The 24,388-nt window shown below is 74.3% G+C and carries 24 protein-coding genes and 1 pseudogene; 17 read left to right on the top strand and 8 right to left on the bottom strand.

Annotation, left to right across the window (positions count from 1 at the left end):
• Positions 1-36 precede the first annotated feature (36 nt).
• Entirely contained in the window at positions 37-435 is a 399-nt protein-coding gene (locus GBN72_RS17245; protein ID WP_151772742.1) for a tetratricopeptide repeat protein, read from the top strand.
• 12 nt (positions 436-447) lie between these two features.
• On the opposite strand, the gene GBN72_RS17240 is transcribed toward GBN72_RS17245, so the two are convergent.
• Together GBN72_RS17240 and GBN72_RS17235 are read right to left on the bottom strand one after the other, a co-directional pair.
• Positions 448-705, bottom strand: a complete 258-nt coding sequence (locus GBN72_RS17240; RefSeq protein ID WP_151772741.1) for a DUF6343 family protein — start codon at positions 703-705, stop codon at positions 448-450.
• 85 nt (positions 706-790) lie between these two features.
• Positions 791-1,273: an RNA-binding S4 domain-containing protein gene (locus GBN72_RS17235; protein ID WP_439959776.1), complete on the bottom strand. Its 483-nt coding sequence runs from the start codon at positions 1,271-1,273 to the stop codon at positions 791-793.
• A gap of 74 nt (positions 1,274-1,347) precedes the next feature.
• On the opposite strand from GBN72_RS17235, the gene GBN72_RS17230 reads away from it, so the two are divergent.
• Together GBN72_RS17230 and GBN72_RS17225 are read left to right on the top strand one after the other, a co-directional pair.
• Entirely contained in the window at positions 1,348-2,880 is a 1,533-nt protein-coding gene (locus GBN72_RS17230; RefSeq protein ID WP_151772739.1) for a YfcC family protein, read from the top strand.
• A 48-nt stretch (positions 2,881-2,928) separates the two neighbouring features.
• Positions 2,929-3,636, top strand: a complete 708-nt coding sequence (locus GBN72_RS17225) for a uracil-DNA glycosylase (RefSeq protein ID WP_151772738.1) — start codon at positions 2,929-2,931, stop codon at positions 3,634-3,636.
• 683 nt (positions 3,637-4,319) lie between these two features.
• Here GBN72_RS17225 and GBN72_RS35365 read toward each other — a convergent pair.
• Together GBN72_RS35365 and GBN72_RS35360 are read right to left on the bottom strand one after the other, a co-directional pair.
• The gene (locus GBN72_RS35365) at positions 4,320-4,772 is read right to left on the bottom strand and encodes a GNAT family N-acetyltransferase (RefSeq protein ID WP_246212662.1); all 453 of its coding nucleotides are present in this window, start codon (positions 4,770-4,772) and stop codon (positions 4,320-4,322) included.
• Between the two features lie 54 nt (positions 4,773-4,826).
• Positions 4,827-5,162, bottom strand: a pseudogene (locus tag GBN72_RS35360) (RidA family protein); the annotation flags it as partial.
• 228 nt (positions 5,163-5,390) lie between these two features.
• On the opposite strand from GBN72_RS35360, the gene GBN72_RS17215 reads away from it, so the two are divergent.
• Both GBN72_RS17215 and GBN72_RS17210 read left to right on the top strand, forming a co-directional pair.
• Positions 5,391-7,265 carry an FUSC family protein gene (locus GBN72_RS17215; RefSeq protein WP_246212609.1) on the top strand — a complete coding sequence of 625 codons (1,875 nt, stop codon included), beginning with the start codon at positions 5,391-5,393 and terminating at the stop codon, positions 7,263-7,265.
• A gap of 148 nt (positions 7,266-7,413) precedes the next feature.
• Complete coding sequence (locus tag GBN72_RS17210) at positions 7,414-8,100, top strand: DUF899 domain-containing protein (protein WP_151772735.1); 687 nt, start codon at positions 7,414-7,416, stop codon at positions 8,098-8,100.
• Between the two features lie 70 nt (positions 8,101-8,170).
• Here GBN72_RS17210 and GBN72_RS17205 read toward each other — a convergent pair whose 3' ends face one another.
• Both GBN72_RS17205 and GBN72_RS17200 read right to left on the bottom strand, forming a co-directional pair.
• On the bottom strand, positions 8,171-8,617 hold the full coding sequence (locus GBN72_RS17205; protein WP_151772734.1) for a hypothetical protein: 447 nt from the start codon (positions 8,615-8,617) through the stop codon (positions 8,171-8,173).
• On the bottom strand, positions 8,608-9,183 hold the full coding sequence (locus GBN72_RS17200; protein WP_164540702.1) for an ATP-binding protein: 576 nt from the start codon (positions 9,181-9,183) through the stop codon (positions 8,608-8,610). The genes GBN72_RS17205 and GBN72_RS17200 overlap by 10 nt, the downstream gene beginning before the upstream one ends.
• A 229-nt stretch (positions 9,184-9,412) precedes the next feature.
• On the opposite strand from GBN72_RS17200, the gene GBN72_RS17195 reads away from it, so the two are divergent.
• From GBN72_RS17195 to GBN72_RS17175, 5 genes are all read left to right on the top strand, one after another.
• Positions 9,413-10,273: a Sco1979 family transcriptional regulator gene (locus GBN72_RS17195; protein WP_151772732.1), complete on the top strand. Its 861-nt coding sequence runs from the start codon at positions 9,413-9,415 to the stop codon at positions 10,271-10,273.
• Entirely contained in the window at positions 10,274-10,510 is a 237-nt protein-coding gene (locus GBN72_RS17190; protein ID WP_151772731.1) for a DUF397 domain-containing protein, read from the top strand. It abuts the gene before it with no gap.
• A gap of 139 nt (positions 10,511-10,649) precedes the next feature.
• Positions 10,650-11,465 (top strand): SAM-dependent methyltransferase, encoded by an 816-nt coding sequence (locus tag GBN72_RS17185; protein WP_151772730.1) that lies wholly within the window; start codon positions 10,650-10,652, stop codon positions 11,463-11,465.
• 47 nt (positions 11,466-11,512) lie between these two features.
• Entirely contained in the window at positions 11,513-12,145 is a 633-nt protein-coding gene (locus GBN72_RS17180; RefSeq protein ID WP_151772729.1) for a nucleoside/nucleotide kinase family protein, read from the top strand.
• A 30-nt stretch (positions 12,146-12,175) separates the two neighbouring features.
• Positions 12,176-13,003: a class I SAM-dependent methyltransferase gene (locus GBN72_RS17175; RefSeq protein ID WP_151772728.1), complete on the top strand. Its 828-nt coding sequence runs from the start codon at positions 12,176-12,178 to the stop codon at positions 13,001-13,003.
• Between the two features lie 419 nt (positions 13,004-13,422).
• Here GBN72_RS17175 and GBN72_RS17170 read toward each other — a convergent pair whose 3' ends face one another.
• Both GBN72_RS17170 and GBN72_RS17165 read right to left on the bottom strand, forming a co-directional pair.
• Entirely contained in the window at positions 13,423-13,998 is a 576-nt protein-coding gene (locus GBN72_RS17170; protein ID WP_151772727.1) for a methylated-DNA--[protein]-cysteine S-methyltransferase, read from the bottom strand.
• A gap of 38 nt (positions 13,999-14,036) precedes the next feature.
• Entirely contained in the window at positions 14,037-14,921 is an 885-nt protein-coding gene (locus GBN72_RS17165) for a glycerophosphodiester phosphodiesterase (protein ID WP_151772726.1), read from the bottom strand.
• Positions 14,922-15,247: 326 nt separating this feature from the next.
• Between GBN72_RS17165 and GBN72_RS17160 the strand changes: the two genes are divergently transcribed.
• From GBN72_RS17160 to aroQ, 7 genes are all read left to right on the top strand, one after another.
• Entirely contained in the window at positions 15,248-16,138 is an 891-nt protein-coding gene (locus GBN72_RS17160; protein WP_151772725.1) for an MHYT domain-containing protein, read from the top strand.
• 73 nt (positions 16,139-16,211) lie between these two features.
• A complete protein-coding gene (gene uvrB, locus GBN72_RS17155) occupies positions 16,212-18,365 on the top strand; it encodes an excinuclease ABC subunit UvrB (RefSeq protein ID WP_151772724.1) in 2,154 nt (717 codons plus the stop codon).
• A gap of 165 nt (positions 18,366-18,530) precedes the next feature.
• Positions 18,531-19,109: a TerD family protein gene (locus GBN72_RS17150; protein WP_151772723.1), complete on the top strand. Its 579-nt coding sequence runs from the start codon at positions 18,531-18,533 to the stop codon at positions 19,107-19,109.
• A 56-nt stretch (positions 19,110-19,165) separates the two neighbouring features.
• Positions 19,166-21,445, top strand: coding sequence for a TerD family protein (locus tag GBN72_RS17145; RefSeq protein ID WP_151772722.1), 2,280 nt, complete (start codon positions 19,166-19,168; stop codon positions 21,443-21,445).
• A gap of 221 nt (positions 21,446-21,666) precedes the next feature.
• Positions 21,667-22,644, top strand: coding sequence for a TerC family protein (locus GBN72_RS17140; protein WP_151772721.1), 978 nt, complete (start codon positions 21,667-21,669; stop codon positions 22,642-22,644).
• A gap of 87 nt (positions 22,645-22,731) precedes the next feature.
• Positions 22,732-23,841, top strand: coding sequence for a calcium:cation antiporter (locus GBN72_RS17135; RefSeq protein WP_151772720.1), 1,110 nt, complete (start codon positions 22,732-22,734; stop codon positions 23,839-23,841).
• A 61-nt stretch (positions 23,842-23,902) separates the two neighbouring features.
• Positions 23,903-24,376: a type II 3-dehydroquinate dehydratase gene (aroQ, locus tag GBN72_RS17130; protein WP_151772719.1), complete on the top strand. Its 474-nt coding sequence runs from the start codon at positions 23,903-23,905 to the stop codon at positions 24,374-24,376.
• Positions 24,377-24,388 lie beyond the last annotated feature (12 nt).

Below are 24,388 nucleotides of genomic sequence, written 5' to 3'. Positions count from 1 at the left end.
CGCGTCGGAGCCGTCCGTACAGGGAAGGAACCAGACGTGCCGGACACAGGTGGTGCTTCCGGGAGGACTCCCGAGACGCACGTCATAGATTTCCGCGCCGCCGAGCAGCTGCTCGCCGCGCGCGACCCCCGGGGTGCCGTGAAACTGCTCGACGCGGTGATCGACGCCCATCCCGAGAACACGGCGGCCCGCCTGCTGCGGGCCCGGGCGTTCTTCGCCGCGGCACAACTCAGGCCCGCGGAGCTGGAGTTCGCCGTCGTGCTGGAGCGCGAGCCGGACAACGCCTACGCGCACTTCGCCCTCGGCCGCACCTACGAGCGGCAGAACAAGCACGACCAGGCACGCCGGCACTTCCGGCTGGCCGCCGCGCTCGACCCCCGGCCCGACTTCGTGCGCGCCGCCCGCTTCGACCCGCCGGCGGACGCGCCGGAGTGACCCGGCGCGGGGTCACTCCGGATGGTGGTACGGGGGGACGTCGGGGCCCGGCTGGTAGTGCGGGCCCTGCCGCAGGTGGCGGACGACCATCACCAGGTCGACCAGGACCACCAGCAGCGCGGCCCCGCAGACCAGCGCCCAGCCCGGGTGTCCGGTGAGGGCGAACACCGTGATGCCGAACACCGAGGCGGCCACGCCCCACAGGCTCAGCCACAACCGCAGGCGCAGGGCGCTGCGGGCGTGCCTCGGTTCATCTCCGGAACGGCGCATCCTGCATCACTCTCCCTGACGAACGGCGCGCCGCACGCGACCCGCCGCACCGCGTCGGCCCTGCCGCGCGCGGCCCGCGTGCGGGTCAGCCCTGCGGTTCGACGGCCGACGCGGCCCGGCGCGACGCCTCCAGCCCGCGCAGCCGCTCCATCTCGCGCCGGTCCCGCTTGGTGGGCCTGCCCGCCCCGCGGTCCCGGATACCGGCCGGGGCGACAGCCTCGCGCGGCGGGGGCGGCGGGCTGTTGTCCACGTAGCACTCGACGGCGACGGGCGCGCCGACGCGCTTGCGGATCAGCTGTTTGACCACGACGACCCGCTCCCGGCCCTCCTGCCGGATCCGGACCTCGTCGCCGGTCTTCAGCGCGTGGGCGGGCTTGACCCGCTCCCCGTTCACCCGGACGTGCCCGCCGCGGCAGGCGGCGGCCGCCAGCGAGCGGGTCTTGACCAGGCGCACCGACCAGATCCAGACGTCCGCCCGAACGCTCTCACTCATGCGGTCGACTCTACTGCGGACACCCCCGTCCCCGGGGCCCGCGGGGCGCACCGGCGGGACGGCTGATCGGCCCACCCCGGCGTGCGTCCGGCGTGCCGCGCTCCCAGGCTGGGCTGACGCGACCGATGCCGGAGGGGAGCAGCCGGGCCATGAGCAGTGCCGTACCGCCGACCCGGACCCAGGCCGGGGACGGAGACCCGCCGCGTCGGCGGTTCGTCTTCCCCAGCGCGCTGACCGTGCTGGTCCTCGTCACGCTGGCGGTCTGGCTGCTGGCGTTCCTCATCCCGCCCGGCGTCTACGACCGGGACGCGGACGGCGCGCCGGTGCAGGGCACCTACCACCGGGTCGACTCGGGGCTGAGCTTCCTCGACCGGCTGAACGACCTGTTCCTCGCCCCGGTCAACGGCCTCTACGGCATCCGCGACGAGGACGGGGTGGTCGGCCCCGACCTGGCGGGCGAGCTGTACGGGGCGGCCGGCGTCTTCCTCTACGTGCTGGCGATCGGCGCGTTCATCACGATGGTGTTCGCGACGGGAGCGCTCAACCACGGCATCGAACGGCTGGCCCACCGGCTGCGCGACCGCAGCTCCTTGTTGATCGTGGCGATCATGCTGGTCTTCGCGGTGCTCGGCACGGTCTCCGGGTTCGCCGAGGAGACGCTGGGGTTCTACGGACTGATCGTGCCGCTGATGCTGGCGCTGGGCTACGACCGGATGACCGCGCTCGGGGTGACCGTCCTTGGCGCGGGCGTCGGCGTGCTGACCTCGACGGTGAACCCGTTCGCGACCGGGGTGGCGTCCTCGGCCGCCGACATCTCGCTGGGCGACGGCATCGTGCTGCGCTTCGTGATGTGGCTGGTGCTGACCTCGGTGACCGTCGGGCACGTGCTGCGCTACGCCCGCCGGGTCCGGCGGAACCCGCAGCGCTCCCTCTCCGGGTTCCTGCCCGGCGACCGGGAGCTGGCCGCGGAGTCGCGGCGCGAGGTGCCGCCGCTGCACGGCACGGAGCGGGCCGTGCTGGCCACCATGGTGCTGGTCTTCGCCTTCATGATCTTCGCGGTGGTCCCCTGGTCCGCCGCGCTCACCGGCGACGCGGACGCCGTCCCCTACGGCTTCGAGCTGGGCTGGTACTTCCCGCAGCTGGCGGCGATGTTCCTGGTGGCGGCGGTGCTGGTGGGTGTGATCGCCCGGATGGGGGAGCAGCGGGTCAGCGAGACGGTGGTGCGGGGCGCGGCGGACTTCGTGGCGCCCGCGCTGGTGGTGGTGCTGGCCCGCGGGGTGACGGTGATCATGAACAACTCGCGGATCACCGACACCGTCCTGCACGGTGTGGAAGGGGTGGTGGAGGGCACCTCCTCGGGGATCTTCGCGATCCTGGTGTTCGTGGTGAACCTGCCGCTGGCGTTCCTGATCCCCTCGACGTCCGGGCACGCCACCCTGGCCATGCCGATCATCGCCCCGCTGGCCGACTTCGCCGGCGTCTCCCGGGCGGTGGCGGTCACCGCCTGGCAGGCGTCCAGCGGGATCATGAACCTCTGGGTGCCGACGAGTGCGGTGATCATGGGTGGCTGCGCGCTCGCCAAGGTGGGCTACAACCGGTACGTCCGGTTCGTGCTGCCCCTGCTGGGACTGCTGTTCCTGCTGATCTGCCTCTTCCTGGCGGCGGGCGCGGCCTTCACCTGACCGGCGGTCCGGCCGCCCGGCGCGACGCCTGTCCTACGCTGGGACGGTATGGACGACGACCTCACAGCCCTCGACCGGCGGATCGCCGACTGCCGGGCCTGCCCGCGGCTGGTCGCCTGGCGGGAGGAGGTCGCCCAGGTCAAACGCGCCGCGTTCGCCGACTGGGAGTACTGGGGGCGGCCGGTGCCCGGGTTCGGGCCGCCGGACGCGCGGCTCGCGGTGATCGGGCTGGCCCCCGCCGCGCACGGCGGCAACCGCACCGGGCGGATGTTCACCGGGGACCGGTCCGGGGACGTGCTGTACGCCGCGCTGCACCAGGTGGGCCTGGCCTCGCAGCCGACCTCCACCCACCGCGGCGACGGGCTGGAGCTGTACGGGGTCAGGGTGACGGCGCCGGTGCACTGTGCGCCCCCGGAGAACCGGCCCACCCCGCTGGAACGGGACACCTGCCGGACCTGGCTGGTACGGGAACTTACCCTGCTGCGGCCCACCCTGCGCGCGGTGGTGGTGCTGGGCGCCTTCGGCTGGCAGGCGGCGCTGCCGGCCCTCACGGCGGCGGGGTGGACGGTGCCGCGCCCGCGGCCGGCGTTCGGCCACGGGGCCCGGGTGCGGCTGGAGCCCGCCGTCCAGGGGGCGGCGCCGGTGGAGGTGTTCGGCTGTTTCCACGTCAGCCAGCGGAACGTGTTCACGGGCAGGCTCACGCCCGAGATGCTCCGCGAGGTCCTGACCACCGCGGCCACGGCCGCCGGACTCTGACCCCACCGGACCCGCGCCCCCGCGCCCCCGCGTCGCCCAGCGGCGACCCGCCGTCTCCGTGGGCGGGCCCCGGCAACGGGACTCGCGGCGCCCGTGCTGACCCGCGGTGTCCGTGCCGGGGCCACGCGGCGACCCGCGGAGTCCGTGCCGACCTGCGGAGCCGGTGCCGACCCGTGGCCGGTGCCGACCCCCGGTGCCCGTGCAGGGGCCACGCGGCGACCCGCCGTGTCCATGGGCGGGCCCCGGCAATGGGACTCGCGGCGCCCGTGCTGACCCGCGGTGTCCGTGCCGGGGCCACGCGGCGACCCGCGGAGTCCGTGCCGACCTGCGGAGCCGGTGCCGACCCGTGGCTGCTGCCGACCCCCGGTGCCCGTGCCGACCTGCAGAGCCGGTGGCGACCCGTGGCTGGTGCCGACCCCCGGTGTCCGTGCAGGGGCCACGCGGCGACCTGCCGTGTCCGTGGGCGGGCCCCGGCAACGGGACTCGCGGTGTCCGTGCTGACCCGCGGTCTGTGCCGGGGCCACGCGGCGACCCGCGGAGTCCGTGCCCACCCCCCGGTGTCCGTGCCGGGGCCGCCACGCGCGACCCGCGGAGCCGGTGCCGAGCCGCGGCGCCCGTGCAGGGATCGCGGCGGGACGGTGCCGGGCCCCTCGCGGCGGGGGCCGGCCCGCGCCGCGAGGGCGTCAGGGACGCCACACGTACCGGACGTCCGGCTCGCGTTCCTCGTTGCGCGCCCCGTCCGTCCGCTCGCGGGCCACGAACCCGTGCCGCTCGTAGAAGCGCGCGGCCCGTTCGTTCACCTGGAACGTCCACAGCTCCAGGCCGTCCGGCCGTTGCCCCTTGGCCAGTTCCACGAACCGGTCCCCGAGGCCCCGGCCCTGCCGGCCGGGCGCGAGGTAGAGCTGGGCCAGCTCCTCGCGATCGAGGACCATCACCCCGACCGTCTCCCCCTCCGACACCGCGACCCAGGTCTCCAGGGAGGGCACCACCACGTGCCGGAACCACTCGCGGACCTCGTCGTCGGTGTGCGCCCGCCGCACCGTCGGCAGCGCGGCGTCGTACGAACGCAGGTACACCTCCGCCGCGGCCCCGGCATCCGCCGCGCCCGCCCGGCGGAGCACCACCTCCGGCACCACGGCGGTCGCGGTGATCTCCACCAGCTGTCCGGCGTACCCGAGGCAGCTGACGCCGAGCAGGGTGGAGGAGTGCGGCCCGTTCGCCGGGACGGAGGCGGACACGACCTGCCAGACCCGCGCCAGCACCGCCGGGTCGTCGCTCACCACGTACACCTCGGTCCGCACCACGTGCGCCGGGTCGCTGCCCACCGCGGCGAGCTGCCGCCGCAGGTTGGCGACGGTCCGCTCGGCCTGGAGCACCGGGTCGCCCTCGCCGACGAGCCTGCCGTCCGCGTCCAGCGGGACCGTCCCGGCGAGGAAGGCGAGTCTGGCCCCGGCCTCCACCACGGAGACGTGGGAGTAGGAGGGGGGCGGGAAGAGGCCCGGGGCGGTCACTACGCGCTCGATCATGTGGTCTCCCGTGGGTGGTGTCGGTCCGCTCGCCGCGGAGCTCGCCCGATCATGGAGGCCGGCGGCCGGCCGCCGCACCTCGATAAAGCCGGCCGCCGCACCTCGACGAAGGCGTCACGCGTCCGCAACACCGCTGTTCGCGCCGGTTCGCGCGGGCTCGGTACGGTGGGTCCGTCCCGCTCGGCCGACGACGCCCGAAGACGCCCACCGCATCCGACGGGAGTCTCCGTGACCGCACGACCCCGCACCCCGTTGCCGCCCTGGCTGGCGCACGCGCTGGCCACGCGCCGTGAGCCCGTCCCCTGGGGAGCCGTGGCCCGGGGAGCGTGTGCGGCCGGACCGCTGCTGGCGGCGGCGCTGGCCGCCGGGCGGCCCGCCGCGGGAGTGGCGGCGGCGCTCGGCGCCATGTTCGCCGGGATCAACGACCGCCCCGGCGGACGCCGCGCGTCGGTGCACCGGCTGGGCACCCCCGCCGTCGCCGGAGCGGCGGGTCTCGCGGCGGGCACGGTGGCGGGCGACGGGCTCGCCGCCGTCGCGCTCACCGTGGTGCTCGCCCTGCTAGGACTGGTGGCCGGAGCGGTCAGCGCGGTCGGCCCGGTGGCCTCGGCGGCCGGGACCCAGCTCCTGGTGATGTGCGCGGTCGGCGCCGGAAGCCCGCTGCCCGCCCCCGCCTGGCAGCGGGCCCTGTGTTACCTGCTCGGCGCGGGCTGGCTGCTCGCGCTCCGGCTGGCGGCCCGCCCGGCCCGGCGGGCCGACGCCCCCCGTGCCCCGGGCGCCCCACGGGCCGCCGCCGCCGAGCGGTCCGCCGTCGGCGCGGTGTACGAGGGGATCGCCGCCCTGCTGGAGGCCACCGGAACCCCGCACGCCACCACCCGCCGCACCGCACTGACCGCCGCGCTGGACCACGCCCAGGACGCCCTCGGCGGCCCGCGGCTGCGCAGTCACGCCGCCTCGGCCGCCGAACGGCGGCTGCACGCGCGGTACGCCGCCGCGCTGCCGCTCGCGGAGGCCGCCACCGCCCTCGCCTGGGCGGGCGACACGGCCCCCGCCCGCGCGGCACGGGCCCTGCGCCTGCTCGCCGCCGCGGTCCGCGAGGGCGGACACCCCGGCCCGCTGCCCGCCCCCGAGCGCGCCACCCCGGAACTGCGCCGCCTCGACGAGGCGCTGCTGCAGGCCGCGCTCACCTTCGACCGGGGCGGCGACGGCAGCCGGCTGCACACCCGCCGCCGGGGCCCGGCCGCCGCGGCACGCACCGCGTTGGGTGCGGGCGGCCGCGAGTACGGCCTGCGGGTCGCCCTCGGCTTCGGCACGGCATCCGCCGTCGCCCAGGCCCTGCACCACACCCACTGGTACTGGCTGCCCGCCACCGCCGTGTTCCTGGTCAAGCCCGACCTGGGCCCGCTGGTGTCCCGGGTGCTGTGCCGGGCGGCCGGGACGGTGCTGGGCGCCGCCCTCTTCGCCGCGGCGGCGGCGCTGCTGCCCGCGCCGGGCGGGCAGGTGGCGCTCGTGGTGGCCGCGGCCGCCCTGATCCCGCTCGCCACCCGGCACTTCGCGGCGCAGACCGCCGTGGTGACCGTGCTGGTGCTCGCCCTGATGGTCGCCGGAGGGGAGCCGCCGGCCGCCGTCGCGCGGATCGGGGAGACGCTGCTGGCCTGCGGCATCGTGCTCCTGGTGGGGCACCTGCCGCTGCCGGGACGGGCCGGCGGGCGGGTCCGGGCCCAGCTGGCGGACGCCACACGGGCCGCGGAGGCCTACCTCGCCCACGTCCTCGACACCCCGGACGCCCCCCGCACCCCCCACCACCGGGCGGTCGGCTGGACACTGCGCCGGGAGGCCTACCGGACGCTGGCGCAGGCCCGTGCCGCCGCCTCGCTGGCCGCGGCGGAGCTGCCCCTGCCCGCCCACACCCGCGGCACGGCGGGCGCCGGCCGTGCCGCGGTCCTGCTGGAGGAACTCGTCGACACGGTCACCGCGTGCGCGGTCCAGCTCGACGACACCGGACGGCTCACCACCCGTCACACCCGCCGGCTGTCCGCGCTGCTGGAGGAACTGGCCGCCACGCACCGCCCGGCGCCGCGGCCCGCCCTGCTCCTCACGGGCTGACGCCGCCCTCAGGCGGGCCTCCGGGGCCCGCCGGAGAGGCCGCGGAAAAAACTCGCGCGCGGGCGATGAGTTTCCCGGGCCGCTCGGGTCAGCACCCCCGGACACCGTCGACACCCACACCGTCGACCCACAACTCGGGGGAGGGCCCTTGACGCTTCCGCAGATCGTCTCGCGGGAGGAATGGCGTGCCGCGCGGGAGGCGCTGCAGGCCGGGGAGGACGAACTCGGGCGCGCGCGGCACGCCCTGAACGCGCGGCGGCGGCGCCTGCCCATGGTGGAGATCGACGACGGACACGCCTTCGAGGGCGGGGACGGCCGGGCGACGCTGCTCGACCTCTTCGAGGGACGCCACCAGCTGATCGTGCACCACTTCGTCTTCCCGCCCGAGTGGGAGGCGGGCTGCCCGGAGAGCGCGGCCTTCCTCGACCAGATAGGGCCCCCGACGCACCTGTGGGCCCGGAACACCACCTTCGCCGCGGTGTCCCGGGCGCCGCTGACGCGGATCCTGCCGTTCAAGGCCCGGATGGGCTGGTCGGTGCCCTGGTACTCGTCCGCCGGGTGCTCCTTCACCGCGGACCTTGAGGCCACGGTGGTGCGCGACGGCCGCCCGGTCGACCGGCCCGGGCTGAGCTGCTTCCTGCGGGAGCGGGACCGCGTCTTCCACACCTATTCGACGTTCGAGGACGGCATGGACGGCGTGGGGTCGCTGACCAGCCTGCTCGACCTGACCGCCCTGGGACGGCAGGAGGAGTGGGAGGAACCCCAGGGCCGGGCGGACGCGCTCGGCGCGGCGGCGCGCCCCGCACTGCGGTTCCACGACGAGTACGACTGGTGAAGTCCCCGGGCGCGGCCCCGGCGGCGCAGGCGGCTTCGGCGGCTCGGACGGCTCGGGCGGTGTCGGCGGCTCAGGCGGTGACCGCGGTCGACCAGGCCGGCATCGTGCCCGCCGCCTGGCACAGCGCCAGGTACAGCGGAATGGGCGGCGTGTAGGGCACGACGTCGTCCGGGACGTGGAGCGGCTCGGGCGCCGTGCGGGGGACCTCCGGCAGGACGGCCCCCGGCACGTACCGGGCGGGCTCGGGCCACGCCATGGCGTAGTCCGAGTCCGACGGCACGATCCACCACCAATGTGTGTCGTCGGCGTACACACATCCCACGCGGGGCAGGTGGGGAAGGACCAGGGACCCCAGCCCGGCCGGCATCACGACCGCGTCGCAGCCCAGCGGCAGGTTCATCCGCTCCGGCACGGCCAGACGCCGGGGCGGTGCCGGATCGCCCGTTCGGCGAGTCATGCGTACCAGTGTGTCCATGGTCATGCTCCGGCCTCCGGCGAATCCCGCGCTCACACCCATTCGGCCCCCGTTCCCGTGCCGTCCGCCCCGGGGAGCGCGGCGGCCCGGTTGTCCTTCTCGCCCTCGCCGTCGGACTCGTCCTCCGGCTCGTGCGGCGCCCCCCAACCGAGGTCGAGATGGGCTATCTCCGCCCACACCAGCATCCCGGCGTCCTGCCGCCGGGCGCCCCAGGCCCGGCACAGGGCGTCGACCAGCAGCAGCCCCCGTCCGTTCTCCCGCTCCGTGTCCGGCCGGCGCACCTGGATCTCCTCGGCCGCGCAGCCCTCGTCGCACACGGTGACGCGGAGCGCGCCGGAGACCGGGCGCAACTCACAGACCACCCCGTGCCCGTAGGTGTGCACCACCGCGTTGGTGACCAGCTCCGAGATCACCAGCAGCGTCGTGTCGCAGACGTCGCCCAGGACCCGCCAGCGGGCCAGCCTGGCGCGGGCCAGACGGCGCGCCAGCGCGGGGGCGGAGGGATGAGCCGGGAGCTGGAACCGGAACCTCCGTTCGGCGGTGGGACCGGTCACCGCGAACGGCTTTCCCTCGGTGGAGGCGGCACTTAAGGGCGCGGGCGGAATCACGCATGCCACTATCGCGGTGTCAAGAACACTTGGCAAGGGCCACTCTGAAAAATGCAGAGTGCCTGGGGACTCTCTGACGCGGTCGTGGCACACTGCTCTCCGGTCCCGCGGGGGAACGTGCCCAGCGTTCCCAGCAGCGGGTTCTCCAGAACATGTCGGACGGACGAGTGGGAACAGACGGGGGTGTGCGCGTGACAGCCGGTCCGGGTACGCCGCCGGGAGGAGCGGCATGAGCGAGCCGAGATCCGCGCCGACCGTCGGTCAGGTGGTGCTCGGCCGCCGCCTGCTCGATCTGCGCGAGCGCGCCGGGATGAAGCGCGAGGAGGCGGCCCGCGTCCTGCACGTCGCCCCGGCGACGGTGCGGCGCATGGAGACCGCCGAGGTCGCCCTGAAGATCCCCTACGTGCAGATGCTGCTCAAGGCGTACGGGGTCGACGACGAGGAGGCGGAGGCCTTCGTCCGGCTGGCGGAGGACGCCAACAAGCCCGGCTGGTGGCAGCGTTACCACGACATCCTGCCCGGCTGGTTCTCCCTCTACGTCAGCCTCGAGGGCGCCGCCTCGCTGATCCGCGGCTACGAACCGCACTTCGTGCCGGGCCTGCTGCAGACCGAGGAGTACGCGCGGGGTGTGCTCCGCGCGGGCGCCACCGGCCGCGAGGACCCGGAGCAGACCGAGCGCCTGGTCGCGCTGCGGATGCGCCGCCAGGAGCTGCTCACCGGAGCGGACGCCCCCCGGTTCTGGGTGGTGATGGACGAGACGGCGCTGCGCCGCCCGGTCGGCGGGCCGGAGGTGATGCGCGCTCAGATCGACCGGCTGCTGGAGGCCGCCGACCTCCCCCATGTGACGTTGCAGGTCGCCGAGTTCTCGGCCGGCCCGCACGCCGGTACGTACGGCCCGTTCGTGCTGTTCCGGTTCGCCGTGCCGGAACTTCCGGACATGGTCTACAGCGAGTACCTGACCGGGGCCGTCTACCTGGACGCGCGCGCCGAGGTGGCGGCCCATCTGGAGGTCATGGACCGCATGGCGGCGGCCGCCGCCACAGCGCAACGCACCAGGGAGATCCTCCGCGATCTCCGCGAGGAGTACTGAATGACACGCATCTACAACGGGATGCCGGCCACGCTGCTGGGCAGTGAAGGATGGCGCAAGCCATGGAGCGGACCCAACGGGGGCAACTGCCTGGAGGCGATGAAACTCGCCGACGGCCGGGTCGCCGTCCGTCAGTCCACCGATCCGGACGGACCCGCGCTGATATACACCAGCGACGAGATGACGGCCTTCATCCAGGGGGCCAAGGCGGGTGAGGCCGACTTTCTCCTCTCCTGAGGACCGGCGGGCCATCACATCGCCGCTGCCGGGCGGCGGTTGTCCGACTCGGACCCCGCTGTGCGCACAACTTGCTTATTCTTGCGGCTAATTGCTTTAACTGTTGATCAATGTTGCTCTACCGATGATGGAGTGGACGATGTCCGAGCAGGGAACCGGCGGCGAGGCCGTGCGGATCGACACCACCAGGCCGCATCCGGCGCGGATGTACGACTGGTTCCTCGGCGGCAAGGACAACTACCCGGTGGACGAGGCCATGGGGCGGCAGATGCTGGCCGTGGAGCCCAGCATTCCGGTGATGGCGAAGATCAACCGCGCCTTCATGCAGCGGTCCGCGCGCTGGCTGGCGAAGCAGGGCGTCCGCCAGTTCCTGGACGTCGGCACCGGCATCCCCACCGAGCCCAACCTGCACCAGATCGTCCAGGGTGTCGCCCCGGAGTCCCGCGTCGTCTACTGCGACAACGACCCGATCGTGCTCGCCCACGCCGAGGCCCTGCTCCGCGGCACGCCCGAGGGCGCCATCGACTACGTGCAGGCCGACGCGCGCGAGACCGACCTCATCCTCGAACGCGCCGGGAAGGTGCTGGACTTCAGCAGGCCGGCCGCGGTGTCGCTGATCGCCCTGCTGCACTTCGTCAAGGACGAGGACGGCGCCTACGAGCTGGTGGAGCGGCTGGTGCGGGCCCTCGCCCCGGGCAGCTACCTGGTGATCTCGCACCTCACCGCCGACTTCCACCCCGACGCCGCCGCCAAGGTCGACGAGATGTACCGGAACAACGCGCTGAACCTGGCGCCGCGTTCCCACGACCAGTTCGCCCGGTTCTTCGCGGGCCTGGAGATCGTCGAGCCCGGGATCGTGGCCGCCGAGGACTGGCACCCCGAGCTCGGCGAGCCCGTCCCGGGCCAGGAGGACATCGTCAGCGGCGGCTACGTCGCCGTGGCCCGCAAGGCCTGACCGCGCACCGTGGCGGGGGTCCTCCGGGCCCCCGCTACGGTGGGGGAGTGCGACTCGAAGCGATCACCTGGGAGCGCCTCGCCGGCCGACTCGCGGACCGCCTCCTCGACCTCCGGCCGGCCGACGGTTCGCCCTGGCCGCGGGTCGCCCTGGACGGCGCTCCGGCCGCCCGCCCCGGGGACCTGGCTGCCCTCGTGGCCGAGGCGCTGCGCCCCCGGGGCCGCGCCGCACTGGTCGTCGCCACCTCCGGCTTCCTGCGGCCCGCCTCCCTGCGCTACGAGTACGGCCGCCAGGACGTGGACACCTACTACGACGGCTGGTTCGACACCGGCGCCCTCTGGCGCGAGGTGTTCGGCCCGCTGTACCCCGGCGGCGACGGGCGCGTCCTGCCCGACCTGTGGGACCCGGCCACCGACCGGGCCACCCGCAGTCCCGCGGTCGCCCTGCCGCCCGGCTCGCCGCTCCTGGTGCACGGGCCGTTCCTGCTGAACGACGGTTTCCCCTTCGACCTCACCGTCCATCTCGCGCTCTCGCCGGGCGCGCTGCGCCGCCGTACGCCCGAGGAGGAGCACTGGACCCTCCCCGCCCATCAGCGCTACGACCGCGAGACGGGGCCCGCCGACGCCGCGGACGTCCTGGTGCGCGCCGATGACCCGCGCCACCCGGCGTGGAACGGCTGACCGAACCGTGCGAACTGGGATGATTCCGGCATGACGACACTCGACGGCCACCTCATCGACGACCGGACCGGCTCGGCTCCCGGATCCCGCGACAGCCGGCGGCACGAGGACTCCGGCGCCCGCCACGAGGCGGTGGCCGCCCTCTTCGACCCCGTGACCTGCCGACACCTGGAGCAGCTGGGCGTCGGCCCCGGCTGGCGCTGCTGGGAGATCGGCGCCGGCGGGGCGAGCGTGGCGACCTGGCTGGCCAGGAAGGCCGGTCCGACCGGCAAGGTGGTCCTCACCGACTCCGACGTCTCCTGGGCGGAGGCGACCGCCCGGCAGGTCGAGACCCGGACCCACCGGCTGGGCCGTGACGACCCCCCGGGCGAGGGCTTCGACCTCGTCCACGTGCGGCTGGGCCTGGTCCACGCGCCGGACCGGGACCGTGCCCTGCGTTCGATGATCCGCGCGCTGCGGCCGGGCGGGCGCCTGCTCGTGGAGGACGCCGACCTGGCGCTGCAGCCACTGCTCTGCCCCGAGGAGTCCGGGCCCGAGCAGCAGCTCGCCAACCGGTTGCGGCTCGGGCTGCGGGACCTGCTCGCCGAGCGCGGCGTGGACCTCGCCTACGGCCGCCGCCTGCCGCGGCTGCTGCGGGAGGCGGGGCTCGCGCGGGTCGAGGCGGACGTCTACTTCCCGCTGGCCTCGGATGCGTGCGGGGCGCTGGAGACGGCGACCGTCCGGCAGGCACGGGGGGCGCTGGTCGCGGCCGGGGTGGCCACGGAGGAGGAGATCGACCGCCACCTCGCGCACGTCGCCACCGGCGCCATGGACCTGGCCGCCGGCCCCCTGGTCTCCGTCCGCGCCCGCCGCCCCTGACGGACCGGCCCGGCACCGGCGCACCGCGCCCGCCCCGGGGGACTTCTCCCCTCCGGGGACCGTCGGCCCCGGAGGGGAGAACCCGACGGCCGGACGCCCGCGGGCCGGGTGCGCGCCTGCCGCGCACCACCTGCGGCTGCGGCGACCTGTCTCTGCACGCCGCCTCGCGCCTGAGGCGGCGCGGGCGACACGCGAGCACGCGACGCACCGGGCGGCGGACCCGCGACGCGCGGACGCGCCGGGCGGCGGGCCCGCGGCAAGCGGGCGCTCGGAGACCCGCGCGCCCGCCCGCGCGACACGCCCGCCCGCACGACGCGGCGGCCCGCGCGTCACGGTGCGGTCCGCGCCTCCCCGGCAGGGGCCGCAGGCGGGGCACACCAGGGCACGCCGACGCGGCGCCGGGCGGCCCCGGCGGCGGGTCAGAACAAGGGCTCGGGGAGGACGCCCTCCAGGGCGAGGAGGCGGCGCTTGGTCTCCAGGCCGCCGGAGAACCCGCCGACCCCGCCGTCGCTCTCGACGACACGATGGCACGGCACCACCACGGGCAGCGGGTTGGCGCCCATCGCCATCCCCACCGCCTGCGCCCCGCCGGGCCGTCCGACCCGGCGGGCCAGCTCCCCGTACCCGGTCACCGTGCCGTAGGGGACCGACGCCGCCAGTTCCCGCAGCACCCGCCCGTTGAAGCCCGCCTCGCCGGGCAGCAGCGACCAGTCCAGCGGCAGGGAGAACTCCCGCAGGCCGCCGGACAGGTACGCGGTGAGCTGACGTATCGCCTCCGCCAGCAGCGGCGCCCGCGGGTCCCGCTCGGGCGGGACGCCCAGCCGGGCGGCGGCCCGGGCGAGGAACCGCTCGCACACCTCGGGCCGGGCGTGGAACACCACGCCCGCGAGCCCCCGCGGCGTCACCAGGAGGAGCAGCGGCCCGATCGGACCGTCGACGACGTCCCAGACGACCCGCCCGTCGCCCGTCGTCCCGTCCCGCACGGAGTTGTCCATGGGTTCACGTTACGACCCGCCACCGACAGCGCGGCCCGTCACGGGGACGTCCAGAAGACCGACAGCGCCCTGCGCACCACGTCCGGCCGGTTGGTGATCAGGCAGTCGACGCCGTAGCCCGCCGCCAGCAGGGCGTCGATCGGGCGGTCCACGGTCCACGCGCACACCTCGACCGGTCTGCCGTGCGGTCCGCGCAGCCGCTGCACCGCGGCCACGTAGCCGACCGTGAGCTTCAGGTGCTGCGGGTTGATCTGGTCCGTGAAGCGCGCGTACGTCCGCAGCTCGGCGATGGTGGGGGAGCCCAGCACCGCGGTCCGCACGGCCGGGCGCAGCCGGTGCACGCTGCGGATGGTGGGCACGTGGAAGCTCTGGACCACCAGCCGTGACAGGTGCCGGCGGTCCAGCCAGCCGGCCCGCCCCAGCTCCCGCAGCACCTGGCGGCCGATGCCCGGGTAGAGCTCGGGGTTCTTGATCTCCAGGAGAAGACTCTGGCGGTTGCGTTCCACCCGGGCCAGGTACTGCCGCAGGGTCGGCACGCGCACACCGGCGAACCGCCGGCCGAACCAGCTGCCCGCGTCCAGACGCGCGATCTCGGCCGCCGTGAAGTCCCGCACCCGCCACGGCGCGCGGCCGGGGAAGACCCGCTCCACGTCGGTGGTGCGGGCCAGCCCGGCGTCGTGAAGGACCACCAGCACGCCGTCCCTGGTGCGCTGCACGTCGTTCTCGACCCAGGTGAAGCCCAGCCGACGCGCCCGGTCGACGGCGGCCAGCGTATTCTCGGGCGCCAGGGAGGAGGCGCCCCGATGGGCGATCACCGCAGGGCGTCCGGCCTCGTGATCGGCGCGGGCGCCGGGGATCGGCAGCAGGAGGGCGACGAGGCCCAGGAGTGCCGAGGCGGTCGCGGCGACTGCGCGCGCGTGCATGCGTTCTCCTCGCGTCGACTGGCACGGACGGTTCCAGAGTGACAGCAGAGAGTGCGCGCGGCGTGGATGCCGGAATGGGCGTGGAATGACGCCTGGTGCCCAAGTCCGCTCGCTGGTGCCCCACAAGTGGGTCGACGATGTGATTCTTTGACGCAGAATCGTTGGTCCCATCAGGTGAGAGTCATACTCTCCCCACCGGTACCCGGCCGCTCGCACAGGTTCCGGGCACCACGGGCACGACGGTCACGGCAGACAGCACGGGCACCACGGGCACGACGGGCACGACGCGCCGACACGGACGACACGGGGCGGAAGGGAAGCCGCGCATGCAGGGCACGGTCGACGGTTTCAGTCACGGGCTGATCACTCCGGTGGCGGCCTACGTGATGGCCTGCCTCGGTGGCGCGCTCGGGCTGCGCTGCACCACCCGGGCACTCCTGGTGGGACGCCGCCGGGCCGGCTGGCTGGCCCTCGGGTCCGCCGCCATAGGCTCCGGCATCTGGACGATGCACTTCATCGCCATGACCGGCTTCTCGGTCGGCGGGACGCCGGTCGGCTACGACCTGCCGACCACCTTCGCCAGCCTCGCGGTGGCGATCGTCATGGTCGGCATCGGGACCTTCCTGGTGGGCTACTGGAACGCCACCGGCACCGCCCTGTTCACCGGGGGCACGCTCACCGGACTCGGCATAGCCTCCATGCACTACCTGGGCATGGCCGGCATGCGGTTCCATGGCGAACTGCGGTACGACACCCCGACCGTCGCCCTGTCCGTCGTGATCGGGGTGGTCGCCGCCACCAGCGCCCTGTGGGCGGCCAGCCAGGTCCGCGGGCTGCTGTGGAGCGTGGGCGCCAGCCTGGTGATGGGCCTCGCGGTCACCGGCATGCACTACACCGGCATGGCCGCCGCCACCGTCCACCTGCACGACGACGCCGCCGTTCTCCCGCCGGGCGACGCGGCCGGTGCGCTGATCGGCCCGATGCTGGCCGGTCCGCTCGCCTTCCTGCTGCTGGCCGGGGTCGTGGTGATGTTCGACCCGCAGATGGTGATGAGCCGCCCGGTCCCCCGGCCGGTCCCCGAGGACCTGTACGGCCCGGTGCCCGGATCCGTGCCGGCCGCCCGCCCCGGGCAGCGGCCCGCCGCCCCGCGCGGCGGCCGCCGGCCCCTCGCCGGCAGCAGCCGCGAGGAGGACCGCAGCGCCGCCTGGTACGGATGACCGGACCGGGCCGCGCGCCGTGCGGCGACCGCGGTCCGAGGACGTTGTCGGTGGCTGGTCGTAACGTGGAGGCATGCGGCCCGTTTCCCACATCGAACGCACGGTGGCGCCCTTCGAGGTCGTCAGTCCCTACCAGCCGAGCGGTGACCAGCCCGCCGCGATCGCCGAGCTGTCCCGGCGCATCAAGGCCGGCGAGAAGGACGTCGTGCTGCTCGGCGCGACCGGCACCGGCAAGTCCGCCACCACCGCCTGGATGATCGAGCAGCTCCAGCGGCCGACGCTGGTGATGGCGCCCAACAAGACCCTCGCCGCCCAGCTGGCGAACGAGTTCCGCGAGCTGCTGCCGAACAACGCCGTCGAGTACTTCGTCTCGTACTACGACTACTACCAGCCCGAGGCGTACGTCCCGCAGTCGGACACCTACATCGAGAAGGACTCCTCGATCAACGAGGAGGTCGAGCGGCTGCGCCACTCGGCGACCAACTCCCTGCTCACCCGCCGGGACGTGGTCGTGGTCGCCTCCGTCTCCTGCATCTACGGCCTGGGCACGCCCCAGGAGTACGTGGACCGGATGGTGCCCCTGAAGGTCGGCGAGGAGATCGACCGGGACGAGCTGCTGCGCCGCTTCGTCGACATCCAGTACACCCGCAACGACGTGGCGTTCACCCGCGGCACCTTCCGGGTGCGCGGCGACACCATCGAGATCTTCCCGGTGTACGAGGAGCTCGCCGTCCGGATCGAGATGTTCGGCGACGAGATCGAGTCGCTGACCACGCTCCACCCGCTCACCGGCGAGATCATCAGCGACGAGCGGCAGCTCTACGTCTTCCCCGCCTCGCACTACGTGGCCGGTCCCGAGCGGCTGGAGCGGTCGGTGCGCGACATCGAGACGGAGCTGGAGCAGCGCCTCGCGGAGCTGGAGAAGCAGGGCAAGCTGCTGGAGGCCCAGCGGCTGCGCATGCGCACCACCTACGACCTCGAGATGCTCCGCCAGATCGGCACCTGCTCCGGCGTGGAGAACTACTCGATGCACTTCGACGGCCGCAGCCCGGGAACCCCGCCGAACACCCTGCTGGACTACTTCCCGGAGGACTTCCTCCTGGTCATCGACGAGTCGCACGTCACGGTCCCGCAGATCGGCGCGATGTTCGAGGGGGATGCCTCCCGCAAGCGGACCCTGGTCGACCACGGCTTCCGGCTGCCGTCGGCGCTGGACAACCGGCCGCTGAAGTGGGAGGAGTTCCAGCAGCGCGTCGGGCAGGCGGTCTACCTGTCGGCGACGCCCGGAGCCTACGAGCTGTCCCGCTCCAAGGGCGGCCAGGTCGAGCAGATCATCCGCCCGACCGGGCTGGTCGACCCGGAGGTCGTGGTCAAGCCCACGGAGGGGCAGATCGACGACCTGGTGCACGAGATCCGCGAGCGCGTCGAGCGGGACGAGCGGGTCCTGGTCACCACCCTCACCAAGAAGATGGCCGAGGACCTCACCGACTACTTCCTGGAGCTGGGCATCCAGGTCCGCTACCTGCACAGCGACGTGGACACGCTGCGCCGCATCGAGCTGCTGCGGGAGCTGCGGGCGGGCGAGTACGACGTCCTGGTCGGCATCAACCTGCTGCGGGAGGGCCTCGACCTGCCCGAGGTGTCCCTGGTGGCCATCCTGGACGCCGACAAGGAGGGCTTCCTGCGCTCCGGCACCTCGCTGATCCAGACCATCGGCCGCGCGGCGCGCAACGTCTCCGGCCAGGTGCACATGTACGCCGACAAGGTCACGCCGGCGATGGCCAAGGCCATCGACGAGACCAACCGCCGCCGGGAGAAGCAGATCGCCTACAACAAGGCGAACGGCGTCGACCCGCAGCCCCTGCGCAAGAAGATCAACGACATCGTCTCGCAGATCGCCCGCGAGGAGGTCGACACCGAGCAGCTGCTCGGCACCGGCTACCGCAAGGGCGGCGGCAAGGCGGCCGGCACGGCCCCGGTCCCGGCCGCGTCCTCCAAGGCCTCCTCGAAGGCGGCCGGCCGGAAGGGCAAGGGCGCCAAGGCCGCCGCGGACGGCGCGGTCACGGACCGGCCGGCGGCCGAGCTGGCGCAGCAGATCGAGGAGATGACGCAGCGCATGCGCGCCGCCGCCGCCGACCTCCAGTTCGAGGTCGCCGCCCGCCTGAGGGACGAGGTCGCCGAGATGAAGAAGGAGCTGCGGCAGATGAAGGAGGCGGGCGTGGCCTGAGCGGGGCCGCCCGCCGCCGCCCGGGCGCCGCGCTGTGTTGCAGGACCGACACAAATCCCGCAAGGGGCGGGCGGACCGGCGGTGCGCACCCATAGGGTCGGAGCGTCCGCGGGGGGCCGCGGGCGAGGGGATTTCACGGGGACTCAGTCCGAGAGGGGACCGCGCGTGACCGTCAACATGACCAAGGGCCAGGCGATCAGTCTGCAGAAGGACGACGGCGGTAGTCTCACCGCGGTCCGCATGGGGCTGGGCTGGCAGTCCGCCCCGCGCCGCGGTCTGTTCGGCCGCCGCGTCCGGGAGATCGACCTGGACGCCTCCGCGCTGCTGTTCGCCGGCGGGCAGCTGGTGGACGTGGTCTTCTTCCGCCACCTCGTCAGCGACGACGGCTCGGTGCGGCACACCGGCGACAACCTGGTCGGCGGCGCGGGCACCGGTGGCGACGACGAGGCCATCCTGGTCGACCTCCAGCGGGTGCCGGTGCACGTGGACAAGATCGTGTTCACGGTGAACTCCTTCACCGGGCAGACCTTCGAGGAGGTCGCCAACGCCTTCTGCCGTCTGGTCGACGAGACCAACGGCCGCGAGCTGGCCCGCTACACGCTGGCCGGCGGCGGGGCGTACACCGCGCAGATCATGGCCAAGGTCCACCGCAGCGGACCGGGCTGGACGATGACGGCCATCGGCACGCCGTCCAACGGCCGCACCTTCCAGGACCTCCTGCCGGACATCTCCCGGCAGCTCTGACGCGGCGGACCCGGCGGCGGGCATCCGAGGCGGGCATACGAAAGGGAAGTACCGCGATGACGGCCGAGCTGGCGCGGGGCCAGAACCATCCGCTCACCGAGGCCCGACCGGAGGTCCGGGTGTCCGCCGGCCGTCCGGTCACGGTGGGTGCGGTCCTCACGGACGAGCAGGGGCGCCTGTCGGGGACCGAGGGGGTGATCCTTCCGGGACGTCCGGCCGGGCCGCCCGGAGTGGAGCTGCCCGGGGGACCCGACGGCGCTGAGCACCGGGTGAGGGTCGACCTGACGGCGCTGCCGGAGACCGTGCACCGGGTGGGCGTCGTGCTGGCGCTGCCGGCCGGGCAGAGCTTCGGGGGCGGGCCCGCTCCGTTCACCGCCGTGGTCGCCCCCGGCGCCACGGGGCCCGCGCTGGTCAGCTACACGATCACCGGGCTGGACAGCGAGTCCGCGGTGGTCGCGCTGGAGCTGTACCGCAGGCAGGGGGCGTGGAAGGTCCGCGCGGTCGGCCAGGGGTACGCCGCGGGGCTCGAGGCGCTGCTCGCCGACCACGGCCTGACCCTGGCCGAGGCCCGCCATCTGGCCGGCCCCGTCCCCGCCGCCGCGGACGGCGACTGGCTGCTGCCGTCGCCCACCCCCGCGGGCGGCACCGCGGTCACCGACTCCCCGGCCGCCTCCGGCGCCTTCACCGCCCAGCCCCCGCCCGGGGCGGGCGGGGCCGGCGCGGGCGGGGCCGGGGTGCCGGCCACCCCGCCGGCCGTCCCGCAGTCCACGCCGCCGGCCGCCCCCGGGACGCCGGCCGCGGCCTCCGCGGGGCCCGGCAGCCCGCCCGTGTCCGGCGGCGGCCCGGAGGTCGCGGGCGCGCCGGCGCACGAGCGGGGCGGCGGTCAGCCCGCGTTCCCGGGCGTCCCCGGAACTCCGGGCGTCCCCGGAGCTCCGGCCGGGGCCGGAGGCCCGGCCGTCCCGCCTCCGCCCTCCGGCGGCCCGGACGGGCGGCCCGCGCCCCTGGACGGACCGGGGTGGCCCGCCGCCTCCGCCGGGCCTGACGCCCCGGGGACCGGTACGGCCGGCGGCGGGATCGACTACCGGCACCGGGGGCGCACCGCCGGAGCGGCGGGGGGCGCGCCCGGCGGACACGCGGGCCCCGGCGCCGCGGCGCCGGGAGGCGCGCCCGGCGGAAGCGGGTACGAAGGCCCCGGCGCCCCGGCGGAGGGCGCCGCGCCGGTGGCCGGGGACGCCGCCGGGTGGTCCATGGAGGAGCGGCTCTACAACCAGGTCTGGGGCATGTTCGAGGACCTCGCCCGGGCCGTCGCCGCCCATCGCGGCGCGGTGGAGTTCGCGGACGGCCGGATGGACCAGGAGCTCGACGGGGTGCTCGGGGACTACCGCGCCCGCAGCGACGGGACGGCGGACCGGGCGCGCCGCGAGGCCCGGGCGCGCCGCGAGGAACTGGTCGGCCGCGCCCAGCAGGTCCTCGACCAGCAGCTCGCGCAGCTGCGGGCCGAGTCCGACGTGGTCGAACCCGCCCTCCCCCCGGCGTACGCGCGCTGGGAGAGCCCCGTGTGGTCCGCCTGCCGCGCCCCCGAGGAACAGCCCCTGGCGGTGCGCCTGGGCGACCTGAGCCTTCCGGAGAGCGGCGCCCTGCGGATCCCCCTGCTGCTGCGCCTGCCGCTGGAACGCGGCCTGTGGATCGACAGCGGCCAGGGGCGCTCCGCCGAGAGCCTGCTGGTCACCCCGGAGGAGCGCCGCCGCCTCGCCCTGGACATGGCCGTCGCCCTCGCCACCCGCCTGCTGGCCGCCCACCCGCCCGGCGACTTCGCCGTGGAGGTGATCGACGCCGCGGGGGCGGGCGCCCGGTCCCTGGCCCCGCTCTCCCGCAGCGGTGTGCTCGCCGAGCCTCCGGCCGTGGGCCCCGGCGCCGTCTCCGGCCTGCTCGCCCGGCTGGCCGGCCATGTCGACCTGGTGCAGATGGCCGTGCGCGCCGGAGCCCCGGAGTCGCTGCCGCCCGGCACCGACCTGGCCCAGCGGCTGCTGATCGTGCACGACTTCCCGCACGCCTTCGACGACCGCGCCGTCACCGCCCTGCGCTACCTCGCCGACGAGGGACCGCGCGCCGGCGTCCACCTGCTGCTGGTGGCCGACCGGGAGGACGCCGCCGGATTCGGCGCCCTCCTGGATCCGCTGTGGCGGTCCCTGCTGCGGCTGACGCCGGCTCCCGAGGACCACCTCGCCGACCCGTGGGTCTGCCACGCCTGGACGTACGAGCCCTCCCTGCCACCCCGGGACGGCAGGACGCTGGAACGGGTGCTGGACCAGGTGGCCGCCGCCCGTCGCCGGTGACTGCGCGTAACCATTTGCGAGCCAAGGAAAGGTAAAGACGCCCTTTACCTTTCCTTGGTGATTGGTGTACCTTCGGGCAGACGGAGGGGAGTACTCCCTGTCTGCTGCGGCGTTCCCGTCAATACGGCCCGGGCCAGAAGCCCCGGACCCGGGGCGTCGGCCCGCGGCTCGGCCGCCGGGTGGAAGAGACCTCCGGTTTCTCTCTGTGACCGGAGGTATCTGTGGAAGTTTCGTTGTCCCTGTGGGTCGCAACCGTGGCCGTCCTGGCCGTGCTGATCGGCGCCGACTTCTTCATCGGCCGCAAGCCGCACGACGTGTCGGTCAAGGAGGCCGGCATCTGGAGCGCCGTCTGGATCGGCCTCGCCTGTCTCTTCGGCCTCGGCCTGCTGGTCTTCGCCGGCGGAGCGCCCGCCGGTGAGTTCTTCGCCGGCTTCGTCACCGAGAAGTCGCTGAGCGTCGACAACCTCTTCGTCTTCGTCCTGATCATGGCGAAGTTCGCGGTGCCGTCGCAGTTCCAGCAGCGGGTGCTGCTGATCGGCGTGCTGATCGCCCTGGTGCTGCGGGCCGTCTTCATCGCGGCGGGCGCGGCGATCATCAGCAGCTTCTCCTGGGTGTTCTACCTCTTCGGCGCGTTCCTGATCTACACCGCCTGGAAGCTGATCCAGGACGCGAGGTCGAAGGACGACGAGGAGGAGTTCGAGGAGAACCGTCTCCTCAAGGCGGCCGAGCGCCGCTTCGGCGTGGCCGACCGCTACCACGGCACCAAGCTGTGGATCCGCCAGAACGGCAAGCGGGTGATGACGCCGATGATGGTCGTCATCCTGGCCATCGGCACCACGGACGTGCTGTTCGCGCTGGACTCGATCCCCGCGATCTTCGGCCTGACCCAGGACCCGTACATCGTCTTCACCGCCAACGCCTTCGCCCTGATGGGTCTGCGGCAGCTGTACTTCCTGATCGGCGGGCTGCTCGAGAAGCTGGTCCACCTGTCCTACGGGCTGTCCGTGATCCTCGGCTTCATCGGCGTGAAGCTGGTGCTGCACGCGCTGCACGAGTCCGGGGTGCACGTCCCCGAGATATCCATCCCCGTCTCCCTCGGCGTGATCTGCGCCGTCCTGGTGATCACCACGATCACCAGCCTGATGGCCAACCGGAGGAAGGCGAAGGCCGAGGCGGAGGCCGAGACTGCGGGAGCCTGAGCGGACGGTCCCGGCCGGCGGTGATCCCGCCGGCCGGGACCGCGGGCTCGCGGTGCACGCCAAGTAATCGATTGAGAGGATCGGCGCATGAAAGTTCTGTCTGCCCGAAAGCGGCCCCCGGGGTCGATTTGGGCGGTCGCGGCGCCGGTCCTCGCGGCGGTCGTGCTGGCCTTCACCTGGGGCCGCTCCGTGCCGCCGGTGGCGGTCGCGCTGATGACCCTGGCGCTGGCGGCCGCGGTGCTCGCCGCGGTCCACCACGCCGAGGTGATAGCCCATCGGGTGGGCGAGCCCTTCGGTTCGCTGATCCTCGCCGTGGCGGTCACCATCATCGAGGTGGGGCTGATCGTCATGCTGATGGCGGGAGGCGGCGAACAGAGCGCGACGCTGGCCCGCGACACCGTCTTCGCCGCCGCGATGATCACCCTGAACGGCATCGTCGGCATCTCCCTGCTCGTCGCCTCGCTGCGGCACCGCACCGCCATCTTCAACTCCGAGGGCACCGGTGCCGCCCTGGCCACAGTGGCCACGCTGGCGACGCTCAGCCTGGTGCTGCCCAACTTCACATCGAGCGCTCCCGGCCCGGAGTTCAGCGGCGCCCAGCTGGTGTTCGCCGCGGTCGCGGCGCTCGTCCTCTACTGCCTCTACGTCGCCACCCAGACGCGCAGGCACCGCGACTACTTCCTGCCCGTCGCCCGTGAGGGCGGCGTCCTCACCGAGGAGGACCACGCCGACGTGCCGTCCACCCGGACGGCCCTGATCAGCGTGGGCCTGCTGGCCCTGGCCCTGATCGGTGTGGTCGGTCTGGCCAAGGGCGTCTCGCCCGCCATCGAGAGCGGTGTGGCGGCCGCCGGGATGCCGCACGCGGTCGTCGGTGTGGTCATCGCCCTGCTGGTGCTCCTGCCGGAGACCATCGCCGCGGTGCACGCGGCCCGCCGGGACCGGGTGCAGACCAGCCTCAACCTGGCCATCGGCTCCGCCATGGCCAGCATCGGCCTGACCATCCCCGCCGTCGCGGTGGCCTCGATCTGGCTGCACGGCCCGCTGGTCCTGGGGCTGGCCCCCACCCACATGGTGCTGCTCGCGCTGACCGTCCTGGTCGGCACGCTGACCATCGTGCCCGGCCGGGCCACACCGCTCCAGGCGGGCCTGCACCTGGCGATCCTGGCCGCTTATCTGGAACTGTCCGTCATCCCCTGAGCGTGCCGTGATAGACCCGTCGGAGCCGATCGCACGAGATCACCGCACCGGAGGTCCGCCCATGCCCCGCACGCTCGCCGACGCCCCGATCATGATCCTCAACGGGCCCAACCTGAACCTGCTCGGGCAGCGCCAGGTGGAGATCTACGGCACCGGCACCCTCGCCGACGTGGAGGAGATGTGCGCCAAGGCGGCCGCCGCGCACGGCGGGACCGTCGACCTGCGGCAGTCCAACCACGAGGGCGAACTGATCGACTGGATCCACGAGGCCCGGCTGAACCACTGCGGCATCGTGATCAACCCGGCCGCCTACTCGCACACCTCGGTCGGCCTGCTGGACGCCCTCAACACCTGCGACGGGCTGCCGGTCGTCGAGGTGCACATCTCCAACATCCACCACCGCGAGAAGTTCCGGCACCACTCCTACGTCTCGCTGCGCGCCGACGGCGTGATCGCCGGCTGCGGCCTCCAGGGGTACGTCTTCGCGGTGGAGCGCGTCGCGGCACTGGCGGGGGAGGGCGTCGCGCGCACCTGACGCGTGACGCCC

This window comes from Streptomyces abyssomicinicus (genome assembly GCF_008974245.1).
Lineage (GTDB): Bacteria > Actinomycetota > Actinomycetes > Streptomycetales > Streptomycetaceae > Streptomyces > Streptomyces abyssomicinicus.
Note: the sequence above shows the minus strand (reverse complement) of the source record. Positions and strands in the feature narration are given on the sequence as shown.

Coding starts and splice junctions, on each gene's coding strand:
- GBN72_RS17240 (WP_151772741.1), bottom strand. CDS start 705: ATGCGCCGTTCCGGAGATGAACCGAGGCACGCCCGCAGCGCCCTGCGC.
- GBN72_RS17230 (WP_151772739.1), top strand. CDS start 1,348: ATGAGCAGTGCCGTACCGCCGACCCGGACCCAGGCCGGGGACGGAGAC.
- GBN72_RS17225 (WP_151772738.1), top strand. CDS start 2,929: ATGGACGACGACCTCACAGCCCTCGACCGGCGGATCGCCGACTGCCGG.
- GBN72_RS17205 (WP_151772734.1), bottom strand. CDS start 8,617: ATGGGTGTGAGCGCGGGATTCGCCGGAGGCCGGAGCATGACCATGGAC.
- GBN72_RS17195 (WP_151772732.1), top strand. CDS start 9,413: ATGAGCGAGCCGAGATCCGCGCCGACCGTCGGTCAGGTGGTGCTCGGC.
- GBN72_RS17190 (WP_151772731.1), top strand. CDS start 10,274: ATGACACGCATCTACAACGGGATGCCGGCCACGCTGCTGGGCAGTGAA.
- GBN72_RS17185 (WP_151772730.1), top strand. CDS start 10,650: ATGTCCGAGCAGGGAACCGGCGGCGAGGCCGTGCGGATCGACACCACC.
- GBN72_RS17175 (WP_151772728.1), top strand. CDS start 12,176: ATGACGACACTCGACGGCCACCTCATCGACGACCGGACCGGCTCGGCT.
- GBN72_RS17170 (WP_151772727.1), bottom strand. CDS start 13,998: ATGGACAACTCCGTGCGGGACGGGACGACGGGCGACGGGCGGGTCGTC.
- GBN72_RS17165 (WP_151772726.1), bottom strand. CDS start 14,921: ATGCACGCGCGCGCAGTCGCCGCGACCGCCTCGGCACTCCTGGGCCTC.
- GBN72_RS17160 (WP_151772725.1), top strand. CDS start 15,248: ATGCAGGGCACGGTCGACGGTTTCAGTCACGGGCTGATCACTCCGGTG.
- uvrB (WP_151772724.1), top strand. CDS start 16,212: ATGCGGCCCGTTTCCCACATCGAACGCACGGTGGCGCCCTTCGAGGTC.
- GBN72_RS17145 (WP_151772722.1), top strand. CDS start 19,166: ATGACGGCCGAGCTGGCGCGGGGCCAGAACCATCCGCTCACCGAGGCC.
- GBN72_RS17135 (WP_151772720.1), top strand. CDS start 22,732: ATGAAAGTTCTGTCTGCCCGAAAGCGGCCCCCGGGGTCGATTTGGGCG.
- aroQ (WP_151772719.1), top strand. CDS start 23,903: ATGCCCCGCACGCTCGCCGACGCCCCGATCATGATCCTCAACGGGCCC.